The 21,277-nt window shown below is 67.0% G+C and carries 18 protein-coding genes; 7 read left to right on the top strand and 11 right to left on the bottom strand.

Annotated features, from left to right (window positions below; genetic code table 11):
• Positions 1-8 precede the first annotated feature (8 nt).
• The 5 genes from AC07ZH_RS05795 to AC07ZH_RS05775 are packed head-to-tail and all read left to right on the top strand — an operon-like array spanning position 9 to position 6,439.
• Positions 9-881, top strand: a complete 873-nt coding sequence (locus AC07ZH_RS05795; protein ID WP_245960625.1) for an SCO family protein — start codon at positions 9-11, stop codon at positions 879-881.
• Between the two features lie 11 nt (positions 882-892).
• Complete coding sequence (locus tag AC07ZH_RS05790; protein WP_495198919.1) at positions 893-2,542, top strand: cytochrome b N-terminal domain-containing protein; 1,650 nt, start codon at positions 893-895, stop codon at positions 2,540-2,542.
• Complete coding sequence (locus tag AC07ZH_RS05785; protein ID WP_495198918.1) at positions 2,539-3,042, top strand: hypothetical protein; 504 nt, start codon at positions 2,539-2,541, stop codon at positions 3,040-3,042. The genes AC07ZH_RS05790 and AC07ZH_RS05785 overlap by 4 nt, the downstream gene beginning before the upstream one ends.
• The gene (locus AC07ZH_RS05780) at positions 3,039-4,496 is read left to right on the top strand and encodes a cbb3-type cytochrome c oxidase subunit I (protein ID WP_495198917.1); all 1,458 of its coding nucleotides are present in this window, start codon (positions 3,039-3,041) and stop codon (positions 4,494-4,496) included. The genes AC07ZH_RS05785 and AC07ZH_RS05780 overlap by 4 nt, the downstream gene beginning before the upstream one ends.
• Positions 4,493-6,439 (top strand): FAD-binding oxidoreductase, encoded by a 1,947-nt coding sequence (locus tag AC07ZH_RS05775; protein WP_495198916.1) that lies wholly within the window; start codon positions 4,493-4,495, stop codon positions 6,437-6,439. The genes AC07ZH_RS05780 and AC07ZH_RS05775 overlap by 4 nt, the downstream gene beginning before the upstream one ends.
• Here AC07ZH_RS05775 and ubiD read toward each other — a convergent pair.
• The 6 genes from ubiD to ubiU all read right to left on the bottom strand — a co-directional run bounded on the left by ubiD (position 6,421) and on the right by ubiU (position 11,902).
• On the bottom strand, positions 6,421-7,905 hold the full coding sequence (ubiD, locus tag AC07ZH_RS05770; RefSeq protein WP_495198915.1) for a 4-hydroxy-3-polyprenylbenzoate decarboxylase: 1,485 nt from the start codon (positions 7,903-7,905) through the stop codon (positions 6,421-6,423). The two genes, AC07ZH_RS05775 and ubiD, sit on opposite strands and share 19 nt — an antisense overlap.
• A gap of 133 nt (positions 7,906-8,038) precedes the next feature.
• Complete coding sequence (locus AC07ZH_RS05765) at positions 8,039-8,656, bottom strand: UbiX family flavin prenyltransferase (RefSeq protein WP_495198914.1); 618 nt, start codon at positions 8,654-8,656, stop codon at positions 8,039-8,041.
• Positions 8,657-8,832: 176 nt separating this feature from the next.
• A complete protein-coding gene (locus tag AC07ZH_RS05760) occupies positions 8,833-9,276 on the bottom strand; it encodes a putative zinc-binding protein (protein WP_495198913.1) in 444 nt (147 codons plus the stop codon).
• On the bottom strand, positions 9,273-9,803 hold the full coding sequence (gene ubiT, locus AC07ZH_RS05755) for a ubiquinone anaerobic biosynthesis accessory factor UbiT (protein ID WP_495198912.1): 531 nt from the start codon (positions 9,801-9,803) through the stop codon (positions 9,273-9,275). Before ubiT ends, AC07ZH_RS05760 begins: the two co-directional genes overlap by 4 nt.
• A gap of 114 nt (positions 9,804-9,917) precedes the next feature.
• Positions 9,918-10,826 (bottom strand): U32 family peptidase, encoded by a 909-nt coding sequence (locus AC07ZH_RS05750; protein ID WP_495198955.1) that lies wholly within the window; start codon positions 10,824-10,826, stop codon positions 9,918-9,920.
• A gap of 14 nt (positions 10,827-10,840) precedes the next feature.
• The gene (gene ubiU / locus AC07ZH_RS05745) at positions 10,841-11,902 is read right to left on the bottom strand and encodes a ubiquinone anaerobic biosynthesis protein UbiU (RefSeq protein WP_495198911.1); all 1,062 of its coding nucleotides are present in this window, start codon (positions 11,900-11,902) and stop codon (positions 10,841-10,843) included.
• Between the two features lie 334 nt (positions 11,903-12,236).
• Between ubiU and AC07ZH_RS05740 the strand changes: the two genes are divergently transcribed.
• Together AC07ZH_RS05740 and AC07ZH_RS05735 are read left to right on the top strand one after the other, a co-directional pair.
• A complete protein-coding gene (locus tag AC07ZH_RS05740) occupies positions 12,237-13,421 on the top strand; it encodes an MFS transporter (RefSeq protein WP_495198910.1) in 1,185 nt (394 codons plus the stop codon).
• 72 nt (positions 13,422-13,493) lie between these two features.
• Positions 13,494-13,967 (top strand): YidB family protein, encoded by a 474-nt coding sequence (locus tag AC07ZH_RS05735; RefSeq protein WP_495198909.1) that lies wholly within the window; start codon positions 13,494-13,496, stop codon positions 13,965-13,967.
• Positions 13,968-14,045: 78 nt separating this feature from the next.
• Here the strand turns inward: AC07ZH_RS05735 and AC07ZH_RS05730 are convergent, their stop codons facing one another.
• The 5 genes from AC07ZH_RS05730 to alr form a co-directional block, all read right to left on the bottom strand.
• Positions 14,046-14,897 carry an alpha/beta hydrolase gene (locus AC07ZH_RS05730; RefSeq protein ID WP_495198908.1) on the bottom strand — a complete coding sequence of 284 codons (852 nt, stop codon included), beginning with the start codon at positions 14,895-14,897 and terminating at the stop codon, positions 14,046-14,048.
• Positions 14,898-14,985: 88 nt separating this feature from the next.
• Positions 14,986-16,446: a M20 family metallopeptidase gene (locus AC07ZH_RS05725; protein ID WP_495198907.1), complete on the bottom strand. Its 1,461-nt coding sequence runs from the start codon at positions 16,444-16,446 to the stop codon at positions 14,986-14,988.
• 81 nt (positions 16,447-16,527) lie between these two features.
• Positions 16,528-17,730: a GGDEF domain-containing protein gene (locus AC07ZH_RS05720; RefSeq protein WP_495198906.1), complete on the bottom strand. Its 1,203-nt coding sequence runs from the start codon at positions 17,728-17,730 to the stop codon at positions 16,528-16,530.
• 232 nt (positions 17,731-17,962) lie between these two features.
• Positions 17,963-19,972, bottom strand: a complete 2,010-nt coding sequence (locus AC07ZH_RS05715; protein WP_495198905.1) for a methyl-accepting chemotaxis protein — start codon at positions 19,970-19,972, stop codon at positions 17,963-17,965.
• Positions 19,973-20,119: 147 nt separating this feature from the next.
• Entirely contained in the window at positions 20,120-21,226 is a 1,107-nt protein-coding gene (gene alr / locus AC07ZH_RS05710; protein WP_495198954.1) for an alanine racemase, read from the bottom strand.
• Between the last annotated feature and the right edge of the window lie 51 nt (positions 21,227-21,277).

Genomic DNA, 21,277 nt, shown 5'->3' with positions numbered 1-21,277 from the left:
AGTTGCCCATGCGCTGTCGTCCCTCACTTGCTGCGCTGCTGCTGGCGTGGGCGATGGGGTGCGGTGCGGCGCTGTCGCTTCCTGTGCAGGCGCAAGAGGCCGTGCCGCCCGGGTCGGCGCACGGTTTCGATGTCCGCCTCGCCTTGCGTGCCAGCCAGGACGCCGTCGGACGAGAGCTGGGCGAGCACCTGTTTCGCGACCGCAATGGCCGCACGGTTGCTCTCTCGGGCTACCGGGGCAAGCCGCTCCTGGTGAGCTTTATCTATACCGGGTGCTTTCAGATCTGCCCCGGCACGACGCGTGCGCTGCAACAGGCGGTACAGGCGCTGGAAAAGAGCGTGGGCCCCGGGCAGTTCAATGTCGTGAGCATTGGCTTTAACCAGCCTGAGGATTCGCCCCAGGCGCTCAAGGCCTTTGCCGCAAAGTTCAACATCGGGTCTGGCAATTGGGAGTTTCTGAGCCCGCGTGCTGCCGATGTTCCGGCACTGGCGCGCGACTTCGGTTTTTTGTTCCAGCCGACCACGGCGGGTTTTGACCATGTGCTCCAGCTGAGTCTGGTGGACGCACAAGGGCGTATCGTGCGGCAGATCTATGGCGAGCAGTTGAATGCGGCCGATCTCGGCGAGCCGCTGCGGCTGCTGCTGGCAGGTGCGCCAGTAGCGCGAGAGCGCGTGCTGGAGGGGTTGTGGGAGCGCGTTCGCCTGGTGTGTACGGTGTACGACGCGAAAACTGGCAACTACCGCGTGGACTACACCTTGCCGATACAGATTGCCGGCGGTCTGACGTTCTTTGTCGTCATGATGGTGTTCTTCTTCAACGAGTGGCGCGCGAGCCGCCGCAGTGCCCGCCAGCGCCCGCCTGCGCGCCCGCGCCGCGCTTGAGATACGGGCGAATGACCGTTTCATCCAGCCTGCTCCCTATCGTGCCGGTCCCCAGCGCGCCGGCGCGGCTGTGGCGCGCACTGGAGCACGGCTTCGACGCGCTGGCAGGCACCAGCGGCAATCCACTCAAGCACCTGGGGGCTCTGGGGTTCTGGTTGCTGTGGCTGCTCGTGGGCAGTGGCGCCGTGCTCTATGCGGTGCTCGACACTTCGGCCAGTGGCGCCTACCCGTCCATCGACATGCTCTCGCGCGAACCCCGGCAATGGGGGAGTCTTCTGCGTGGCTTGCACCGCTACAGCGCAGATGCCATGGTGGTCGTGGTGCTGGCCCACGTTGTGCGGGAATGGATGCTGGGGCGGTTCCGCAGCTTTCGCGCGCCTTCCTGGTTGACGGGCGTGCCACTGCTGCCGCTGATGTTTGTCTGTGCCATCGGCGGTTTCTGGCTTAACTGGGACCGCCTGGGCCAGTTTTCCGCGACCGCGACGGCCGAGTGGCTCGATGCACTACCGGGTCTGGCCTCGCCACTTTCGCGCAACTTTCTAGGTGGCACCCAGTTGAACGACCGATTGTTCTCGCTGTTTGTCTTCGTGCACTTGGGCGTGCCGCTGCTGCTGGTGTTCGGTCTGTGGTTCCATGTCCAGCGCATCAGCCGCCCGGCGGTCTTTCCGCCGCGTGCGCTGACCATTGGGAGCGTGCTTGCCCTGCTGGTGCTGGCCGCCGTTGTGCCCGTGCGCAGCCAGGGGCCTGCCGATCTGGGTACGGTGCCCGCAGGGCTGGCCTACGACTGGTTGCTGCTGTTTATCCATCCGCTCACCGCCGCCACCTCCGCCGCGCTGGTCTGGGGCTTGCTGGGTGCCACGCTGGCTTTGTTGCTGGCGCTGCCCTGGCTCGGCTTTCGGCGGCGCGCTGCGGTGCCTGAGGGCCGTCCGCAGGAGGCGCAGGTGCGCTCGCCCGCAACGTCACACACCGCTTGGCGCCCGATCGCGCTGGCGCAATTGGTGGCCGAGGTCGACCCAGCCCACTGCAGTGGGTGCCGCCGCTGCGTCGAAGACTGCCCCTACGCCGCCATCACCATGGTGCCGCACCCCAGCGGCCGCGTGGGGATGGAACTGGCGCAGGTGCGCAGCGACCTGTGCGCCAGTTGCGGTATTTGCGTGGGTTCCTGCCCGTCGTCCACGCCGTTTCGCAGCGCACAGGTGCTGCAAACAGGCATCGACATGCCGCAGTGGCCCATCGATGCGTTGCGCCAGCAGATGCTCACCGGCCTGGCCGCCTTGCCCGGGCCCGAACGCTACGTGGTGTTTGGCTGTGCGCAGGGCGTGCAGCTCGATGCGCTTGCTGCGCAGGGCGTGCTGGTGCTGCCGCTGGTGTGCACCGGTCTGCTGCCGCCGTCTTTCGTTGAGTACGCGTTGCGCGCTGGAGCCAATGGCGTCCTGATTGCGACGTGTCGCGAGGGTGGCTGCGCTTTCCGTCTGGGCGAGCGCTGGACGCGCGAACGCCTGCTCGGCCAGCGCGAGCCGCGCCTGCGCGCCGGTGTGCCGCGGCAGGCGTGGTCGCTGGTTGCGGCCGATGCCGGTGATGAGGCGGCACTCGCGGCGGCATTGACAGCCCTGCGCGCGCGTGCGGCAGAACCTTTTGTTTCCTTGGAGTTTTTTGCATGAATCGCGTTTTCGTCCTGGCAGGCCAGGCGCTGCTGTACGGCGGTTTTGCGCTGTTGATCGGCGTTTTTTCGCACTGGCCGGCGTATGCCCCGCTTGCCGCGGATGAGGCGCTGATCAAGCTCAGTTTCGTCCACCACGGCAAGCGCATCGCAGAGTGCCGCCCTTACACGGCGGCGGAGCTCGCGAAATTGGCGCCCAACATGCGTGCGCCGCTCAAATGCGAGCGTGAGCGCGCGCCCGTGACGGTGGAGCTCGACATCGACGGCGCAACCGCCTACCGCTACACGGCTGCGCCGTCCGGGCTTTCGCGCGACGGCGCCTCTACCGTGTACAAGCGCCTGGAAGTGCGCTCGGGCACGCACCGCATCACCGTGCGCCTGCGCGATACCACGGCAACCAGTGGATTCAACTACCAGCACGAAGCCACTGTTGACCTCAAGCCCGCCCAGGTGCTGGTGATCGACTTCGATGCGGAACGCGGAGGCATCGTCCTGCTATGAGCGCCTTGGCCCCTTCTTCTTTGGTGTCCACTGGGGCGCCTTCTGCGCGCCCTGTACCAGCTCGTGTGGCGGCCGACTATTCGCTGGCTGTCCCACAGGACGCGCGCCGTGCTCTGGCGCGCAGTTGGCTCTGCCTCGGCGTGTCGGCCTTGGTGGGCTCGGGCCTGTTTTCCATCTTGCTGGTCCTCTCGCGCACGCCGGGGGTGAACCGACTGCTGCCAGCGGCAGACTTCTTTCATACCTCGCTGGTGCTGCACGTGGATCTCTCGGTGCTGGTGTGGTTCATGGCCATGGCGGGCCTGCTCTGGAGCCTGCACGGCAGCCCGCGCGGGCTGCGCTGGGGCTGGGCCGCGCTGTGGACCTGTGCGGCCGGCACCTTGGCGATGGCGGTCGCGCCCTTCCTGAATGGGGGCGAGCCCATCATGGCCAATTACATCCCGGTGCTGCACTCGCCGCTGTTCCTGGCCGGTCTGGTGGTGTTTGGCCTGGGCGTGGGGGTGCTCGCGCTGCGCAGCATTGTGGTGGCGCCGCGCCTCGGGGTGGCGTTTGGCGGGCGCGGCGCACTCGGCTTTGGCCTGGACGCTGCCGCTATGGCCACGGTGGTGGCGTTGCTGGCCTTTGGCTGGTCGTTGGCCAAATTGCCCTTGGTACTGCCCGGCAAGGCGTATTACGAAATCCTGTTCTGGGGTGGTGGCCATGTGCTGCAGTTCACCTGGACGCTGCTCATGCTGGTGGGATGGCTGTGGCTGGCGAACGCCTGCGGCGCGCGGCTGCTGCTGAGCCCGCGTGTGGCGGTATTCATGTTTGCACTCGCGCTGGCAGGGGTGTTCGTCACGCCCTGGGCCTACCTGGCCTATGACATCAGTTCGGTCGAGCACCGGGCGCTGCTCACCTGGGCGATGCGCGCCGGCGGCGGCACGGCCATCGTCCCGGTCGCGCTGGCGGTGGTGGTGGCCTTGTACCGCCAGCCGCTCTCGCATGCCACGCAAAACCCGCTGCGTGCGGCGGTGCTGGCGTCCATCCTGCTGTTTGGCGCTGGGGGGGTGATCGGTATCTTCATCAGCGGCAGCAACGTGCGCATCCCGGCGCACTACCACGGCTGCATCGTCGGCGTGACGCTGGCGCTGATGGGGCTGGTCTACCACTTGCTGCCGGCGCTCGGCTATGCCGCGCCGCAAGGGCGGCTCGCAGTGGCGCAGCCCTGGGTTTACGGCCTGGGGCAGCTGATGCACATCATCGGTCTGGTGTGGTCCGGTGGCTACGGCGTGCAGCGCAAGGTGGCGGGCGCCGAGCAGGTGCTGCGCTCTAGCGGCGAGGTGGCCGGCATGGCGCTGATGGGGCTGGGTGGGCTGGTGGCCATCGTGGGTGGGGTGTTGTTCATTGTGGTGGCCGTCCGGGCGATGCGGACAGGCGCCGCGCAGGCCGATGGCAGCGAAATGGTGGTCTCTTCATGAAAGTGTTCCAGGCGGCCCTGCAGTGGCTCTTCATGCGCGTCGAGGCGCTGTTCAACCGTGCTTTTGGCGACCGTATCAACCCGCTGTACCACCTTGGTTCCATCACCTTCTTCCTGTTCTGGATCGTGGGCGGCAGCGGCTTGTACCTGTACGCGTTCTTCGAGACCGGCGTTTCGGGCGCCCACGACTCGGTGCAGTCGCTCACGCACGGCCAGTGGTGGCTGGGCGGCATCCTGCGCAGCGTGCACCGCTACGCGTCCGACGCCATGGTGCTCACCATGGTGCTGCACATGCTGCGCTACTTTGCGTTCAACCTGTTCCACGGCTTCCGCTGGTTTTCCTGGGTCACCGGGGTGGCGCTGATCTGGCTGGTCTACGCCTCGGGTGCCAACGGCTACATGCTGCCCTGGGACACGCTGGCGCAGTACGTGACCGTCTCCAGCTTCGAGTGGCTTGACTGGCTGCCGCCCTTCAGCGGCACGCTGATGCGCAATTTCGTCTACGCCGACAGCGTCAGTGACCGCTTTTTCTCGCTGCTGTCCTTCTTGCATATCGGCTTGCCGCTGGTGGTGCTGCTGCTGATGTGGATCCACGTGCAGCGCGTGCCCAAGGCGCGCACCACGCCGCCACGCCCGATCGTCATTGGCCTGGTGCTGACCTTCCTGGTCATGGCACTGGTGGCGCCGGTGGACAGCCAGGGCGGCGCGGCCGATCTGGCCAGGGCGGTCATGAGCGTCAAGCTCGACTGGTTCCTGCTGGCGATCTACCCCTTGATCAGCCAGTGGCCGCTAGGCAAGGTGTGGGCGCTGGTGTCGGGCGCCACGCTGGTGCTGCTGCTACTGCCGCTGTGGCCCCAGCCGCGCCGCAAAGGCCAGGGCACCTTGCATGCCACGGTGCGCGGCGAAGATGGCAGCGCTGCCGAGTTCACCTTGCGCCCTGGGGAGACGCTGCTGGACGCCGGCCTGCGCGACGGTCTCGCTCTGCCTTACGAGTGCCGCAATGGCGCTTGCGGCCTGTGCCTGTGCAGCATGGAGCAGGGCACGGTGGAGCACCGCCCCTACCAGAAGACGGCGCTGTCGGACGCCCAACTGGCGCGTGGACTGGCGCTGATGTGCTGCGCCGTGCCCAATGGCGATGTGGTGATCGCGGTCGATGGCTTCACCGGCGCCAGTGCGGCCGAAGTGCCGCAGTACGAGGCACGCGTTGTGCACATGGAGCATCTGGCCGACGATGTGATGCGCCTTCGGCTGGAGCTGCCCGGCGCCGAGCGATTGCCCTTCGAGGCGGGCCAGTACATCGACATCGTGCTGGAAGATGGCCAGCGCCGCGCCTTCTCGTTTGCCAATCCCCCCCAGAACAATGCGCTCATCGAATTGCACGTGCGCCTGGTGCCGGGCGGGCGTTTCACCACCCATGTGTTCGACGGCATGCAGGTGGGCGATACCGTCACCTTTGAAGGCCCGCGCGGCCAGTTCACGCTGCGGGACGGCACCGAGCCCATTCTCTTCATCGCCGGCGCCACGGGTTTTGCGCCCATCAAGAGCATTCTGGAAGACGCCTTTGCGCGCGGTATCACCCGGCCCATGCGTCTGTACTGGGGTGTGCGCGACCGCAAGGATCTGTACCTGCTCTCGCTGTGCGAAGCGTGGCAGCGCGAGCACAGCAACTTCAGTGTCGTGCCCGTGGTGTCGGAACCTGTGCCGGGCGACGGCTGGGAGGGGCGCATTGGCCTGGTCCACGAAGCCATGCTGGACGATTTCCCCGATCTGAGCGGCCACGAGGTCTACCTGTGTGGCTCGGTGCGCATGGTGGAGGCCGCGGTGCCGGCCTTCCTGGCGCAGGGGCTCGCCGAGGGGGCATGCTTCTCGGATGCGTTCGTGCCGGCGGCGCGGCCGGTATCGGCTGCCGTTTCAGAGCCTGGCGCTCAAAGCCCCAGCGTTTGAGCCAGCGCGTCCATGCGCGCCGCCACATCGGCGTCCATGGCGATGGTGCGGCCCCATTCGCGCTGCGTCTCGCCCGGCCACTTGTTCGTGGCGTCCATGCCCATCTTGCTGCCCAGGCCGCTGACCGGCGAGGCGAAGTCGAGGTAGTCGATGGGCGTGTGCTCGATGAGCATGGTGTCGCGTACCGGGTCCATGCGTGTGGTCATGGCCCACACCACGTCCTTCCAATGGCGCACGTCCACATCGTCGTCCACCACCACGATGAACTTGGTGTACATGAACTGGCGCAGATGGCTCCACACGCCCATCATCACGCGCCGCGCGTGGCCGGGGTAGGCCTTCTTGATACGCACCAGCGCCATGCGGTAACTGCAGCCCTCGAGTGGCAAATAGAAATCGACGATCTCCGGGAACTGGCGCTGCAACAGCGGAATGAACAGCTCGTTGAGCGCGACGCCCAGCACCGCCGGTTCATCCGGTGGCTTGCCGGTGTAGGTGGAGTGGTAGAGGGCGTCCTTGCGCAAGGTGATGCGGTCCACGGTGAACACCGGGAACTCGGCGCGCTCGTTGTAGTAGCCGGTGTGGTCGCCGTACGGGCCTTCCAGCGCGTGCTGCCAGCCGCTGGCGTGCGCGGCATCGGGGTAGATATGGCCCTCCAGCACGATCTCGGCGTGCGCGGGAACAGACAGTGGTACCCCCAGCGCCTTCGCCACTTCGGTGCGCGCGCCGCGCAGCAGGCCGGCGAACTGGTATTCAGAAAGGCTGTCGGGCACGGGCGTGACCGCACCGAGGATGGTCGCCGGGTCCGCGCCAATGGCGACGGCCACCGGGTAGGGCTCGCCGGGGTGCAGGCGGCAGTGCTCGGCAAAATCGAGCGCGCCGCCGCGGTGCGCCAGCCAGCGCATGATGAGCTGGTTGCGGCCCAATACCTGCTGGCGGTAGATGCCCAGGTTCTGCCGCGCTTTGTGCGGCCCGCGCGTGATGACCAGGCCCCAGGTGATGAGCGGCGCCACGTCGTCTGGCCAGCAGTGCTGAATGGGCAGGCGCGCCAGGTCCACGTCCTGTCCTTCCCACACCAGCTCCTGGCAGGGTGGGTTGCTGCGCTCCTTGGGCGCCATGTTCCACAGGGTTTTGAGCAGGCTGCTCATGCCCACCATCTCCTTGAAACCCTTGGGCGCCTCGGGCTCCTTGAGCGACGCCAGCAGCTCGCCAAAGGGGCGCAGGCCGGCGATGCTCTCCACTCCCATGGCGCGCGCCACGCGCTCGGGCGTGCCAAACAGGTTGGCCAGCACGGGCATGCTGTGGCCCGTGGGGTTTTCAAACAGCAGGGCCGGGCCGCCCGCGCGCAGCACCCGGTCGCACAGGGCCGTCATCTCCAGGTGCGGCGAGACGGGCTCGGTGATGCGGCGCAGCTCGCTGGTCTGTTCGAGCTGGGTGAGGAAGCTGCGGAGGTCGTGGCTGGGCATGGCGCTGAATTTTGAATGAAAACAGGCTCTACCGCTTATGGGTATTGCGCTGCAAGCTACTAGTTTAATAGCGTTTCTGGGCCTGGCTACGTGTGCCAAGGCCCATCGGTGTGCCGGGCCGCGATCGCCGCCCTTATTGTGGCCCTACCGGGGCATCGGCTTCCCTTGCCGTCTCCCCGTTCCACCGGGTCGCCAGCGCATGCGGCACCCCCAGCAGATCCAGCACCCGCGCCACGCTGGCATCCACGATGTCGGCCACGCTGTGCGGGCGCAGGTAGAAGGCGGGCATGGGCGGGCAGACGATGGCGCCCATTTCGGTCACGCTGACCATGTTGCGCAGATGGCCCAGGTGCAGGGGGGTCTCGCGCGCCATCAGGATCAGGCGGCGGCGTTCTTTCAGCACCACGTCGGCGGCGCGCGTGAGCAGGTTGTCCGACAGGCTGTGCGCCACCGAGGCCAGCGTGCGCATCGAGCAGGGCGCCACCACCATGCCGGTGCACTGAAACGAGCCGCTGGCAATGCTGGCGCCCACGTCGCGTGCGTCGTGCGCCTGGTGTGCCAGGGCTTCGACGGCGGGGCGCTCCAGGCCCAGTTCGTGGCGCAGCGTGCGCCAGCCGGCGTCCGAGACCACCAAATGCAATTCGACGCCGGGGCATTCGCGCAGCGCCTGCAGCAGGCGCACGCCATACACCGCGCCGCTGGCGCCCGAGATGCCGACGATGATGCGTTGCGCTGCGCTGGGAGGGTTCATGGTGGGCAAGCTTAGGGCAATGCTGAATACGTCACCGCGATGGCGCGCGCCGTGCCTCGGGATGGGAGGCAAGGCGCAAACCGCAGCCATAGCCGCAGCTATGGCGAGGATTCGCAACGCCGCAGACCGCCCGAAGCACGGATGCGCGGCGCGTGAGGGACTTGTTCGGCATGGCCTTATGCCAATCGCAGGGCTTGGCCGCCTCCGGCGGCCTGGTTCGCCGCGTCGTTGTTGCGCGGGGTGGCCGCCAGCGGGTGCGCCAGCAGGTCGGCCTGCACCTGTGCCAGCACAGCGCTCGCCTGTGCGGGGTCGAAATCTTCGTGGCGGCGCTTTTTCACGCCGTACTGCTGCAATTGGTAATGCCGTTCGGCGGTGATGCCATGGCGCGCCAGGCACCCTTGCACGCAGTTGAGCGGGCAGCCGTCGAGCGCAATGATGGGGCGGCCCGAGTGCGCGGTGCGTACCAGGTTGGGTACGTCGCCGCCGACACCGGCAATGCACGACATCTCGGCCACGCCGGCACGGTCCAGGCGCAGGGCGACGTGGTTGGCCAGCTGCGCGGCGCTGGAACACCCCGAGCAGGAATAGACCAGGGGCAACACAGTGTGGTCGCTGTTCATGGCTGGGTACTGGGGGTGAGCGGGTCGGCAGGGCGTGCGCCGGGGCGCAGGGCGGCGAGGCGCGAGAGCACATGGCGCGGCGCCCACTGCTGCAGGTCGAGCACCGGCAGGTCCAGCGCGTCGAGCGTGTTTTTCACCACCAGGCCCAGTTCGGTGTCGCCTTCCATGACCAAGCGGCGGTTGAAGAACAGCGTGTCCGGGTCTTGCTGGCGCTGCGCCAGCAGCAGAAAGTCGTGCGCGGAGGCCGCGATGCACAGGTCGGTCTCGCGCTGGCGCGGCCGGGCGGCGAAGGCGTTGCCGGTCCAGGTGAAATCCAAAGTGACACGGGCATCGCGCACCTGGATGCGCAGGCGCTTGCCGCGCAGCATCTCGCCCACATCGCTTGGAATTTGGCGCGCGACGCCCAGGTTGAGCGCCGTCACCAGCAAGAGCGAGCCCGGGTACGCGGGCAGCCGCCCGGTGAGCGCCGCCAGGGGCGTGGGCAGGGTGAAGGGGCGCGAGGTGGTGGTGGAGGCGGAGGCGTTCATGGCGTTCCTTGTGGGGTGGTGTTCTCTGCTTCTATCTTGATAGCTGTTAGCGCTTATCCAATAAGCGTCAGAGGCACTTTTGAATCGTATTTTTCGAGTCGCATCGCTTGGGTGTCAGGCAGGAGCCAGCGCTGGCGTCTCCACCAGATCCAGGCCGGGCTGGCCGTGCCAGTAGCCGTTGCAGCTCTGGTCGGGCACCAGGGGCTGCAGTTGGGCGCGGGCGTCGTGTGGTGCCAGCGTGCCGCGGCGCACGGCGTCGAACAGGGCGACGATCTCGCCCGTGTGCTGGGCCTGCGGGCTGATGCGGGCCACGGCGACACCCATGCGCTGCATGCGCGGCAGTTCGTCGATCAGGTTGTGCACGCGGGCCGATTGCGTCTGGATGCCGTTGAGCACCAGAAAATCCTGGCTCTCGCGCGTCTTGAGCATCAGGCCGTCGGGGTGGTCCATGCAGCTGAACTGGCAATCGTCCTTGGGCAAATTGCGCTGGCGCGCGGTGAAACACCGTGCCGAGAAGGCCAGCGGCATGCGGCCATAGGCAAACACCTCGGTCTGCAGGTTCTGCGGGCCGGCCTCGATCAGGGCGGAAAGGTCCTGGTGCTTCATCTCCAGCGGCGCCACCCAGCGCGTGGCGCCCAGCGAAGCCAGCCAGGTGAGCGAGGGCTGGTTGTAGATGTTCAGGTGCAGGCCGCCAACAAAGGGGCGCTGGCCCGCCAGGCGCTGCACCGCGCCCATGTCGTTGGCTTCAATGAGGTAATCCAGGTTGCTGGTGACCTTGTGCATGGCACTCACCTCGACGCCCGATTCGAGCAGCACCTGGGTGGACAGCACGGCCTCCTTGCCCGAATCGCGCATCAGGTCGGCAATGTCGATCCAGTCGGACAGGCGCAGCTCATGGCGGCGCGAGCACACGGTTTCGCCCAGGTAGACGATGTCCACCGGCGAGGCGGCGATGGCCTCGTAGAAATCAAAAATGGTCTGGCGCGGCCAGTAGTACTGCAGCGCACCGAGGGAGAGTTTCAAAGCGGGCATCGTCATTATTTCCAAGGGCGGTGGTAAGCGCCCAGGGTGTGTTGCTGGCCCTCGGCCACCTGGTCGAGACTGGCCATCCAGGCGGTCTTGGGGGTGTAGCGCAAGGGGTCGGCCAGGCAGTTGTCGATGGCCTCGCGCCAGACCTTGGTGACCTGGGCGGTGTAGGCGGGGCTGCGCTGGCGCCCTTCGATCTTGACGGCGCGCACGCCGATCTTCATGAGCTCGGGCAGGAGTTCGAGCGTGTTCAGGCTGGTGGGCTCTTCGATGGCGTAGTAGTTTTTGTCTTCGGCCACGTCAAAGCGCCCCTTGCACAGCGTCGGGTAGCCCGCGTTCTCGCCGGGGGCGTAGCGGTCTATCAGCACGCCATTCAGGCGCGATTCGAGGCCCTTGGGCGTCTCTTGCCAGCGCACGGATTTGGCCGGCGAGCACACGCCGTGCGTGTTGGGCGATTCGCCGGTCACATAGGACGACAGGGCGCAACGCCCCTCCACCATCACGCACAGGCTGCCAAAACCGAAGACTTCGATTTCCACCGGGGTACGGTCGATGACGCGCTGCACCTGCTCCATCGACAGCACGCGCGGCAGCACGGCGCGCACCACGCCGAACTGTTCGCGGTAGAAGTTGATGGCGTCGGCACTGGTGGCCGAGCCCTGCACCGACAGGTGCAGGCGCAGCTTGGGGTGGTGCTGCGCGGCGTACTGCATGAGCCCCGGGTCGGCCAGGATGACGGCGTCCACGCCCAGATCCACGGCCTTGTCCACCGCGGCACACCAGGGTGCGGGGTTGGCGGCCTGCGGGTAGGTGTTGAGCGCCATGAACACCTTGCAGCCGCGTGCGTGGGCATAGGCAATGCCGCTGGCAATGGCGGCCTCGTCGAAGTTCAGGCCGGCGAAGTTGCGGGCATTGGTGGCGTCGCGCAGGCCCAGGTAGACGCAGCTGGCGCCGTTGTCGACCGCCGCCTTGAGGGCTGGCAGGCTGCCTGCGGGGCAGACCAGTTCAAACGGGAGCGGCGCGCTTGCGGGCGCCGTGGCTTCGGGTGTGGAGGTGGGTGTGGGGGCGTGCATGCGGAGACCAGGAGAAAAGCGCGAGCGCCGCAGGGCCGGGCGACTGCGCAATAGCGCGCAACCATACGCGCGACCGGCACGCTGTGCGCTGACCTTTGTCAAGACTGCGCCACAATCGAAGCCGCCCCTCGGCGCCCACACGACGGACAAAGACGGCCGCGGCCCCGCAGAATGGTTCTAGAAACGCCGCATGGTGCGGCCAGCGTGGTGCTGGTGGGTGCCTAGCGCTGTCTGCCCCAGAGGGGCGCGCCAACGAAGCCAACCATGCCGGTCGCCATGCGACTTTTCAGACGATAACGAGCGGTCAACGGCCAGTTCTAGGATGACGACCCCCATGAAGAAAAATCTTTGGCTGCTCGCCCTGTGCCAGGGCCTCCTGATGACCAACAACGTGGTCTTCATCGCCATCAATGGGCTCGTGGGCCTGCAACTGGCGCCGTTTGGCTGGATGGCGACACTGCCGGTCATGGGTTATGTGGTGGGCGGCGCGCTCTCGACGCCGCTGGTCGCGGCCAGCCAGACGCGCTGGGGGCGGCGCGGCTCGTTCCAGCTCGGGCTGGCGGTCGCCTTTTTATCGGCAGCGCTGTGTGCCTGGGCGGCTTTTAGTGCCAACTTCTGGCTGCTGTGCGCCGCGACGGTCCTTGCTGGCTATTACAACGCCAATGGCCAGTTGTACCGCTTTGCCGCAGCCGAGCTGACCGCATCGGCGTTTCGTGAAAAGGCCGTTTCGCTGGTGCTGGCCGGCGGTTTGCTGGGAGCCGTGGCAGGGCCGAACCTGGCGAGCGGCACGCGCAACCTGTTTCCCGTGCCGTTTGCTGGCGCCTACATGGCGCTGATGCTGGTGGCCTTGCTCGCCATGGCCTGCATGGCCGGCGTGCGGTTCGAAGCCCTGCCCAAGCCCACGCCTGGCGCTACGCCGTTGCCCGCCGGCCGCCCGCTCAGCGAATTGCTGCGCCAGCCGGTCTTTGCGGTGGCGGTGCTGGGCGCGGCGCTGGGCTACGGCGTGATGAACCTGCTGATGGCGGCCACGCCGCTGGCCATGCAGGTCTGCGGCTTTGGCTTTGACTCGGCTGCCCTGGTGCTCGAATGGCACGTGATCGGCATGTTTGCGCCGGGGTTTTTCACCGGCCACCTCATCAAACGGGTGGGCACGCTGCCGGTCATGTTTCTGGGTGTGTTGCTCAACCTGGTGTGTGTGGGCATCGCGCTGTCGGGGCAGGAGATCGCCCATTTCACCGCAGCGCTGTTCCTGCTCGGCGTGGGCTGGAATTTTCTCTTCACCGGCAGCACCACCCTGGCGCTGACCGCCTACCGGAAGGAGGAAAAAGACCGGGCGCAGGGCGCCATCAACTTCTTCGTCTTTGCCACCATGGCCGTCACCTCGCTGGCTTCTGGGGCCCTGGTGACCACCAGCGGCTGGAACTGGCTGAATCTGGCATCTCTGCCGCCCTTGTGCCTTACCGGCGGGGCGCTCCTGTGGTTGATGGCGCGCCAGCGGCGCCTGCAGCCGTCGGTCTAGGAGCGGACAAGCGGCGGCTCCCTCATCGGGGCACACTTGGCGCTTGTTCGCTTGTTGTTTAAGGAGTCCGTTATGGGTTTGCTTGATTCGGTCTTGGGTTCGGTGATGAACGCGCAGTCGCAAGGCGAGCGTACGGAAGGTGCCTTGGGCGCGCTGAGCGGTCTGGTGGCTCTGGCGGCCAACAATCCCCAGGTGGTGCACGCCGTCATGGGCATGCTGGCCGACGATGGCGGGCACGGTGGCCTGGGCGGCCTGGTGGCAAAATTTCAGCAAGCGGGGCTGGGCGATGTGGTCGCCTCGTGGTTGGGCACGGGCGCCAACCAGCCCGTGACGGGCGACCAAGTCACGCAGGCACTGGGGCCCGATGCCGTATCGCAACTCGGTGCCCGGATGGGACTGAACCCTGGCGAAGCGGCTTCCAGCCTGGCGCAGATGCTGCCCGGCCTGGTTGACCATCTCACGCCCCAGGGCCAGGCCCCTGCAGGCGGCCTGGGCAATGCCAGTGATTTGATGGGAATGTTGGGTGGTTTGCTTCAAAGAGCATAGCTGTTGACGCTTACCACATAAGCGCTAGAGCCGAATTTCGCCGCAAAATATTTGCCTGGAGCGGCTTTGAACAGGCTCTTAGCGGCAGTGCACATCCAGCCATTGGCGCAGTACGGCAAATACCGGCGCTGCATCGCGCTCATTGAACAGTTCGTGGTACAGCCCCGCAAAGCATTGCGACTGCACCACGGCCACTGGCGCCGCAGCCACAAAGGCGGCGCTGCCTGCAGGCCGCACCAGGCGGTCGGCGCCGGCCCAGAGCAGCAGGGTGGGCACGCTCCAGTGCGGCGCGCGTGCCAGCGTCGCTGGGCCAGCTTCGGCAATGAAGCGGCCCAGGCGCGCGCTGATGCGGTCGTGGCACAGCGGGTCGGCCTGGTAGGCGGCCACCACGGCGGGGTCGTGCGACAGCGCCTGCACATCAAGCCCGTTGCCCACGCGCAAATTCGGCGCCAAGCGCGGCAGGGTTGCCAACAGCAGCTTTTGAAACCCCGACAGCCCCGTATCGAGCGCAGGGGAAGAGAGCACCAGCGCGTCCACGGATCGCAGGTGCAGCGAGACAAAGCGTGCCGCCACCAAGCCGCCCAGGCTGTGGCCGAGCAGCACCAGCGGCTCGCCCGGTGCCATGCGCTTGCGCGTCGCGTCCACCAAATCGGCCAGATCGTCGAGCAGGCGGCTGTCGTGGTTCAGCCCGCCGCGCGGGCCGCCCGAGCGGCCATGGCCGTACTGGTCGTAGGCGCGTACGGCAAAGCCCCAGGCATTGAGGTGCTGCGCGACATGGCCGTAGCGGCCGGCGTGCTCACCAAGGCCGTGCACCAGCAGCACGGTGCCGCGGCGCGGGCTGCCTTCGGGCAGCGGCCAGTCGTAGAGCGCGAGGTTTTCGCCGTCGCTGGCGGTGAAGGGAAGCATCGTGGCGGCGGGAAAGTCGAACATGGGGGTCTTGCAAGCAGCGCAGGCTGGTCGTGTCGGCGACAGGGTTTCCGCATGATAGGGGTTCTCGCCAATGCTGGCGCAGGCCCAATCAGGGCATGGCGGCGATGACCTGCGCCACTGCAGCAGTGAGCCGCTTGGCGTAGGGCACATGCAGGAATTCGTTTGGGCCGTGCGCATTGCTGCGCGGCCCGAGTACGCCGCAGACCATCATCTGCGCCTTGGGGAAGCCTTTGCTCAGCATGCCCATCAGCGGAATCGTGCCGCCCTGGCCGATGTGGCCGCACGGTGCGCCGAAATGTGCCTGGCTGGCAGCGTTGAGCGCGTCTTCGAACCAGGGAGAGGTCTCGGGTGCGCTCCAGCCATTGGCGCCGCTGGCGCCCTGCCAGGTCACTTTGGCCTGGTAGGGGGCGTTGTCTTCCAGCAGGGCTTTCATGTCCTGCACGCACTGCGCGGCATCCACCAGTGGGGGTAGACGCAGGCTGAGCTTGAAGGCCGTGTAGGGGCGCAGCACGTTGCCGGCGTCCTGCAAGGCGGGAAAGCCCTCGGCGCCGGTGACGCTCAGCGTGGGCTCCCAGGTGCGCTTGAGCAGGGCCTGCACCGGGTCCTGCGTGGTCGGCAGGGCAAAGGCGGTGCTGCCGCCGCAGTCGTAGTGCGCCCAGGGAAAGCGCTGCGTGATCTCCTGGCCCAGAATGGCCGCCGTGGCGCGTGCCTGCGCCAGGCGCTCTGCGGGAACTTCGCAGTGGAAGCTCGCCGGCAGCAGCCGGCCGGTGGCGCTGTCTTCCAGCCGGTCAAGCACCTGGCGCATGACGCGAAACGAGGAGGGCACCAGACCCGAAGCGTCGCCCGAGTGCACGCCTTCGGTGAGGATCTCGACCTTGAGGGTGCCGGCCACCATGCCGCGCAGGCTGGTGGTGAGCCAGAGTTGGTCGTAGTTGCCAGCGCCGGAGTCGAGGCAGACCACCAGGGCGATGTCGCCAAGACGGGTTTTGAGGGCGTCGATGGTGGGCAGCAGGTCGCGCGAGCCGCTTTCTTCGCTGGTTTCTATCAAACCGACAATGCGCGGGTGCGGCACACCCTGGCGTTTGAGCTCCTGCACCGCGGCGATGCTGGCGTACACCGCGTAGCCGTCGTCTGCGCCGCCGCGGCCGTAGAGTTTGCCGTCCTCGTATTTCGGCGCCCAGGGGCCGAGGTCTGCGCGCCAGCCGGAAAATTCGGGCTGCTTGTCCAGGTGGCCGTACATCAGCACGCTCTGGCCGGATGGCGCTTGCGTCGCCGCTACTTCAAAGAACAGCACCGGGGTACGCCCGGGCAGGCGCACGATTTCAAGCGCGAGTCCGTCGATCTTCTGCTCCAGCACCCAATCGGCGGCATTGCGGACCACCGTGTCAAGCAAGCCCTGCTGCTCCCAGTCGGGTGCGAACATGGGCGACTTGGCGGGAATGCGGATGTAGTCGGTGAGCTGGGGCAGGATGCGTTCGTCCCAGGCCTGGCTGATGCGTTCCAGGGCCTGGGCGGGTTGCAGCTGGGCGGGGGCAATGCGGGCGTTCATGGCGGACTCCTTCGGGGCGAGACAAGTCGCCCATTGCACCACAGGCGGGGCTCGCACGCTGCCGCGCGGCGTGCCGGCGTGCTATTGCAAGGTAGCGGGGAAGGTTTCCGGGTGGGGGCTGGCCGTGCCTGCGCGCGGCAGGACTGGGGTCGTTTCGACCCGGTTGCGTCCGGCATCTTTGGCGCGGTAGAGCGCACTGTCGGCTGCGTGGATCAGCAAATCCCAGCTGTCGCCCGGCTCCAGGCGGCCGCCGAACACGCCAATGCTGATGGTCACGGTGATCCGCTGGCCGGAGTACGACGTGGCATGCGCCGCGGCGGCGTTGCAAAGGTCTTGGGCCAGGCGCTGGACGCCGGCCAGCGAGGTGTCGGGGAGCACCACGAGGAACTCTTCACCGCCGTAGCGGCCGACGATATCCTGCGTGCGGATGCGTTGGCGAATCAGGCTCACAAGGCTGCGCAACACGGCGTCGCCTGCCAGATGGCCATGAATATCGTTGACGCGCTTGAAATGGTCGATATCGATCATCATCAGGGCCAAGGGCTCGCGCGTGCGGATGGCGCGGCCGATATCGCGGTCCAGGGCTTCTATGATGGCGCGGCGATTGGCGGCCCCTGTCAGGGGGTCGGCCGCCGCCAGAAGGCGATTGGCCTCATCGGCGCGCTCTTTTGTCATGAAGATAAAACCGAGCGATGTCACCAGCAGCACGATAAAGGTGCCAAAAAAAGTGAGTGTCTGGAGGGCTCCGGTTTGCAGCAGGCGATCCGCTCCCTGAGCGCCTGCACCGGCCGCGCGCAGTGCCATGAGCAGGGCTTCCACCGCCATCCCCGCCATGACCAGGCGCGCGCCGCGGCCTACCGTTTCGTTCCGGCGCCGGTAGAGCGCCACTGCCACGGCACCGGCCTGCGCTGCGTACAGGGCGCCGCTCAAGATCACACGGGCGCTGTAGTTCTCCAGCAGCAAGGAAAGGCCCACGAGCAGCAGTGCGGGCGGTGCCATCAGTGCCAGCCAGCGGTGGTGCGCTCCGTAAAAGCGCCCCACCGCCGCAAGCAGCAGCGCCAAGGCCAGCGAGGTCAGCGCATTGCCCGCCAGGATCGACAGAGTCTGGTCCATTTGGCCGCGCAATGCGAGAAACAGATACCCCGCCGCATGGACGGCCAGGCCCCCGGCCCATAGCTGCAGCCCTTCGCGCCGCATGCCCCACCCCACCACTACCATCACCGCCGCCATGGTCAGCGAGGCCAGCAGGATGGTGGCCATCAAGGTCGGAACATCTGCGTACATGAAGGAGAAAGGTGTGTCGGTCCAGGGTCTTAAGGACGTCCTGCATAACTCCTCGCGGCGTGCGATAGCACGGACTCAGGCGGTCTGCGTCGCTCCGTTTCACAGCCAATAGCCCCGGCTATGGGCTGTGAAACACGCCTGGCACCCCATCCCGATCCGCACTACACCCTCCCGCGTAGAGCGATGCAGAACATCCTTAAGTATGGGGGACAAATTGCAAGGACGTGGGTGCTCAGGCCGCGGTGTGTTCGGCCCCATGCGGGGCCAACAGCACGGGGTGCTGCGCAGGAGCCCCGAGGGCGCGGCCATCCCCTGGCGCATCACCCAGCTTGAACACCTCTATGGCGCCTGCCAGGCGCTCTGCCTGGTCGCGCAGGCTTTGTGCAGCGGCAGCCGATTGCTCCACCAGCGCGGCGTTCTGCTGTGTCATCTGGTCGAGCTGGTTGACGGCCTGGTTGACCTGGCCAATGCCGTCGGACTGTTCAGACGCGGCTGCCGTGATTTCGCTGATGATGTCGCCCACGCGCTGCACCGAGCCAACGATCTCGTCCATGGTGGTACCGGCGTTTTGCACCAGGCGCGCGCCCGATTCGACCTTGTCGACCGATGCGCCAATGAGCGCCTTGATTTCGCGCGCCGCTTCGGCCGAGCGGCCTGCGAGGCTGCGCACCTCGCTCGCCACCACCGCAAAGCCCCGGCCCTGCTCGCCGGCGCGTGCCGCCTCGACGGCAGCGTTGAGCGCCAGAATGTTGGTCTGGAAGGCAATGCCGTCGATCACGCTGATGATGTCGGCGATGCGGCGCGAGCTTTGGTTGATCTCGCCCATGGTGGTCACCACCTCGCCGACCACCTGGCCGCCGCGCGCCGCCACTTCCGCCGCAGAGCCCGCCAACTGGTTGGCCTGGTGCGCCGCGTCGGCCGATTGGCGCACCGTGGCCGTGAGCTGTTCCATGCTTTGCGCGGTGGTCTGCAGGCTGCTGGCGGTCTGTTCGGTGCGTGCCGACAAGTCCTGGTTGCCGCTGGCAATCTCGGCGCTGGCGGTGGTGATGTTGTCAACGGCCGTGCGCACTTCCTGCAGCATTTGCAGATAGTGCAGGCGCATGCCATCGACCTCTTGCACCAGTGCGCCGATTTCATCGCGCTGATTGGTGTGGAAGGCTTGCGTCAAGTCGCCCTGGGCCACCAGCGTGACCGCCTGGGTCAGCTGGCGCAGGGGCCGGCTGACACCGCGGCGCAGCATGGCGAACAGCCCGGCGCCCAGAAGCACGACAGCAACGGCAATGAGGCCCCAGACGGCTAGCAGCACCGGGCGCTGGCTCGCCATGGCTTCGGCGTCCGGCACCTCGGCGACCACCCACAGGCCATCGGGGCCGGTTTTGCGCAGCAGCGCCCAGGGATCTTTGTCGTCGTTCCCCAGCAGACTGGCGGCGTGGCGGACATAACCGTCCGGCGCGGCGGCGAGCGCTTCAAGCAGTGGGCCGGCCTGTGGGAAGGCTTCCAGCACCCGTTTTCCGCGTGCTGTGGGATGGGCGACAAACACCGCATCGCTGGGCTTGTCACGCGGGTCGATCACGTAGGTGGCGCCATGCGCGAAGAACTGCGTCTGGGCGACCTGCTTTTGCTGCATTTGCTCCATCACGCCGATGTCGTTGCCGATGAAGAGCAAGGCAATCGTCTTTTTGCCCGCGTCCTGCATCGGCAGGTAGTAGCCCATGTAGGGCTTGCCGGCCACCACGGTGCGCCCTGTCCAGGCCTTGCCCGCCAGGGCGGCCGTGAGGGCCGGGCCGGCCAGCGGGCTTGCCGTTTCCCGCGTGCCCTGTGCATCCTTGACCGAGCTGGTGATGCTCGTGAACCCATTGCCCTTGCGCACGTACACCCTGGCAACGCCGCCGGTTTCGTTGGCAAAGCGATCCACCGAGCCGTGGTCGTCGTTGACGAGGGCGCCATAGCTGCGCAGCTCGCCGGTGGCTTCGTCCAGTGCCATGTTGGCGTCGAAGTAGCGCTGGAAGCCCTTCATGGTGCGCTGCACCAGTTCGCGGTTGGTGGCGTCGGCGGCGTTCAGCGCATTGGCCACGCTTTGCGTCGTGTCGGCCACGCTTTGCACCACCTGGGCGCGCGTGCTGCGCTCGGTCAGCACCGAAATGGCCAAGCCGACCAATACCAGCACGACAGTCACCAGCGCGATGGCCAGACCCGTCAGACGGCGGGCCACGGAACGGTTGTAGGCAGCAGGGGGTGCCATGGGAATCTCCTCGGGAAAAGGAGCAAGGGCGGCGCCAGCTCCGGGAAAACCCAATGTACGGCACGGCGACCGTTACATTAATTCACGAATTCCCTTACGCAGTCTTGCGTAACGGCAGCTTTTCTCAGAGGGTGAAGGGCCGTCTGATCAGCCCTGGTGGACCGGCACGCGCGGCGCCAGTGCGCACATCAACTCGTAGCCCACGGTCCCCGCTGCCTGCGCCACTTCGTCGATGGCCAGCACGGCGCCGCCCGATGCGCGGCCCCATAACGTGACTTCGGCGCCAAAGCCCGGTGCCAGGCCGGCGGCGAAGACAGGTTCCAGGTCTACCGTGACCATGTCCATGCTGACGCGCCCCACCAGCCGCGTGCGCACCCCCTCCACCAGCACCGGTGTTCCGGTGTCGGCGTGGCGCGGGTAGCCGTCGGCATAGCCGCAGGCGGCGACGCCAATGCGCATGGGCGCTTCGGCCCGAAAGCGCGAGCCGTAGCCGACGCTGTCGCCGGCCTGCAGGTGCTGCAGGCCAATGAGGCGTGTGGACAGCGTCATGGTGGGGGCCAGTTCCCAGGTGGCGGCACTGTGCTCGGGGAAGTCGGGCGCGCTGCCATAGAGCGCAATGCCGGCGCGCACCCAGTCGCCGCGCACACGCGCATCGCCTGCGTGGCGCAGGATGGCGGCGCTGTTGCAAACGCTGCGCTCGCCCGGCAGATCTTGCGTGGCGGCGCAAAACGCCTGCCACTGTTCGGCAATGCCGCGCGGGCCGTCGGCGTCGGAGAAATGCGTCATGTGCGAAATCTCGTCCACCTGCGTCAGCGCATTCAGGCGCGCCCAGGCGCTGCGGTAGCGCGCTGGCGTGAAGCCCAGCCGGTTCATGCCGGAATTGAGCTTGAGGAAGACGCGCTGCGGTGCCTGTGTCTTGTGCGCCGCCAGCATGTCGATCTGCTCGTCGCAGTGCACCGCGTGCCAGAGTGAGAGGCGCGAGCACAGTTCCAGGTCGCGCGGCTCGAAGACGCCTTCGAGCAGCAGGATGGGGCCGCGCCAGCCCAGGTGTCGCACGCGCTCGGCCTCGGCAAGGTCAAGCAGGGCAAAACCGTCGGCGGCGCGCAGCGCCTCAAATACCCGCTCGATGCCATGGCCATAGGCGTTGGCTTTGACCACGGCCCACACCCGCGCGTCGGGCGCGGCGCGGCGTGCGCGCTCAAGATTGGCGGCGAGGGCGGCGGTGTGGATGTGGGCGCAAATGGGACGGGGCATGGCGGGCAGGCGCGAGGGTCTGGCAGAGGGCATGATTTTGGCACTCCTCCT

The organism is Simplicispira sp. GW247-4R2A (genome assembly GCF_059424465.1).
The sequence above is the reverse complement of the archived record's forward strand: the minus strand, read 5'-3'. Positions and strand labels throughout refer to the sequence as shown.

Coding starts and splice junctions, on each gene's coding strand:
- AC07ZH_RS05785 (WP_495198918.1), top strand. CDS start 2,539: ATGAATCGCGTTTTCGTCCTGGCAGGCCAGGCGCTGCTGTACGGCGGT.
- AC07ZH_RS05795 (WP_245960625.1), top strand. CDS start 9: ATGCGCTGTCGTCCCTCACTTGCTGCGCTGCTGCTGGCGTGGGCGATG.
- AC07ZH_RS05715 (WP_495198905.1), bottom strand. CDS start 19,972: ATGGCACCCCCTGCTGCCTACAACCGTTCCGTGGCCCGCCGTCTGACG.
- AC07ZH_RS05735 (WP_495198909.1), top strand. CDS start 13,494: ATGGGTTTGCTTGATTCGGTCTTGGGTTCGGTGATGAACGCGCAGTCG.
- ubiD (WP_495198915.1), bottom strand. CDS start 7,905: ATGCCCAGCCACGACCTCCGCAGCTTCCTCACCCAGCTCGAACAGACC.
- AC07ZH_RS05740 (WP_495198910.1), top strand. CDS start 12,237: ATGAAGAAAAATCTTTGGCTGCTCGCCCTGTGCCAGGGCCTCCTGATG.
- AC07ZH_RS05775 (WP_495198916.1), top strand. CDS start 4,493: ATGAAAGTGTTCCAGGCGGCCCTGCAGTGGCTCTTCATGCGCGTCGAG.
- AC07ZH_RS05720 (WP_495198906.1), bottom strand. CDS start 17,730: ATGTACGCAGATGTTCCGACCTTGATGGCCACCATCCTGCTGGCCTCG.
- AC07ZH_RS05790 (WP_495198919.1), top strand. CDS start 893: ATGACCGTTTCATCCAGCCTGCTCCCTATCGTGCCGGTCCCCAGCGCG.
- alr (WP_495198954.1), bottom strand. CDS start 21,226: ATGCCCCGTCCCATTTGCGCCCACATCCACACCGCCGCCCTCGCCGCC.
- AC07ZH_RS05765 (WP_495198914.1), bottom strand. CDS start 8,656: ATGAACCCTCCCAGCGCAGCGCAACGCATCATCGTCGGCATCTCGGGC.
- ubiU (WP_495198911.1), bottom strand. CDS start 11,902: ATGCACGCCCCCACACCCACCTCCACACCCGAAGCCACGGCGCCCGCA.
- AC07ZH_RS05780 (WP_495198917.1), top strand. CDS start 3,039: ATGAGCGCCTTGGCCCCTTCTTCTTTGGTGTCCACTGGGGCGCCTTCT.
- ubiT (WP_495198912.1), bottom strand. CDS start 9,803: ATGAACGCCTCCGCCTCCACCACCACCTCGCGCCCCTTCACCCTGCCC.
- AC07ZH_RS05730 (WP_495198908.1), bottom strand. CDS start 14,897: ATGTTCGACTTTCCCGCCGCCACGATGCTTCCCTTCACCGCCAGCGAC.
- AC07ZH_RS05725 (WP_495198907.1), bottom strand. CDS start 16,446: ATGAACGCCCGCATTGCCCCCGCCCAGCTGCAACCCGCCCAGGCCCTG.
- AC07ZH_RS05760 (WP_495198913.1), bottom strand. CDS start 9,276: ATGAACAGCGACCACACTGTGTTGCCCCTGGTCTATTCCTGCTCGGGG.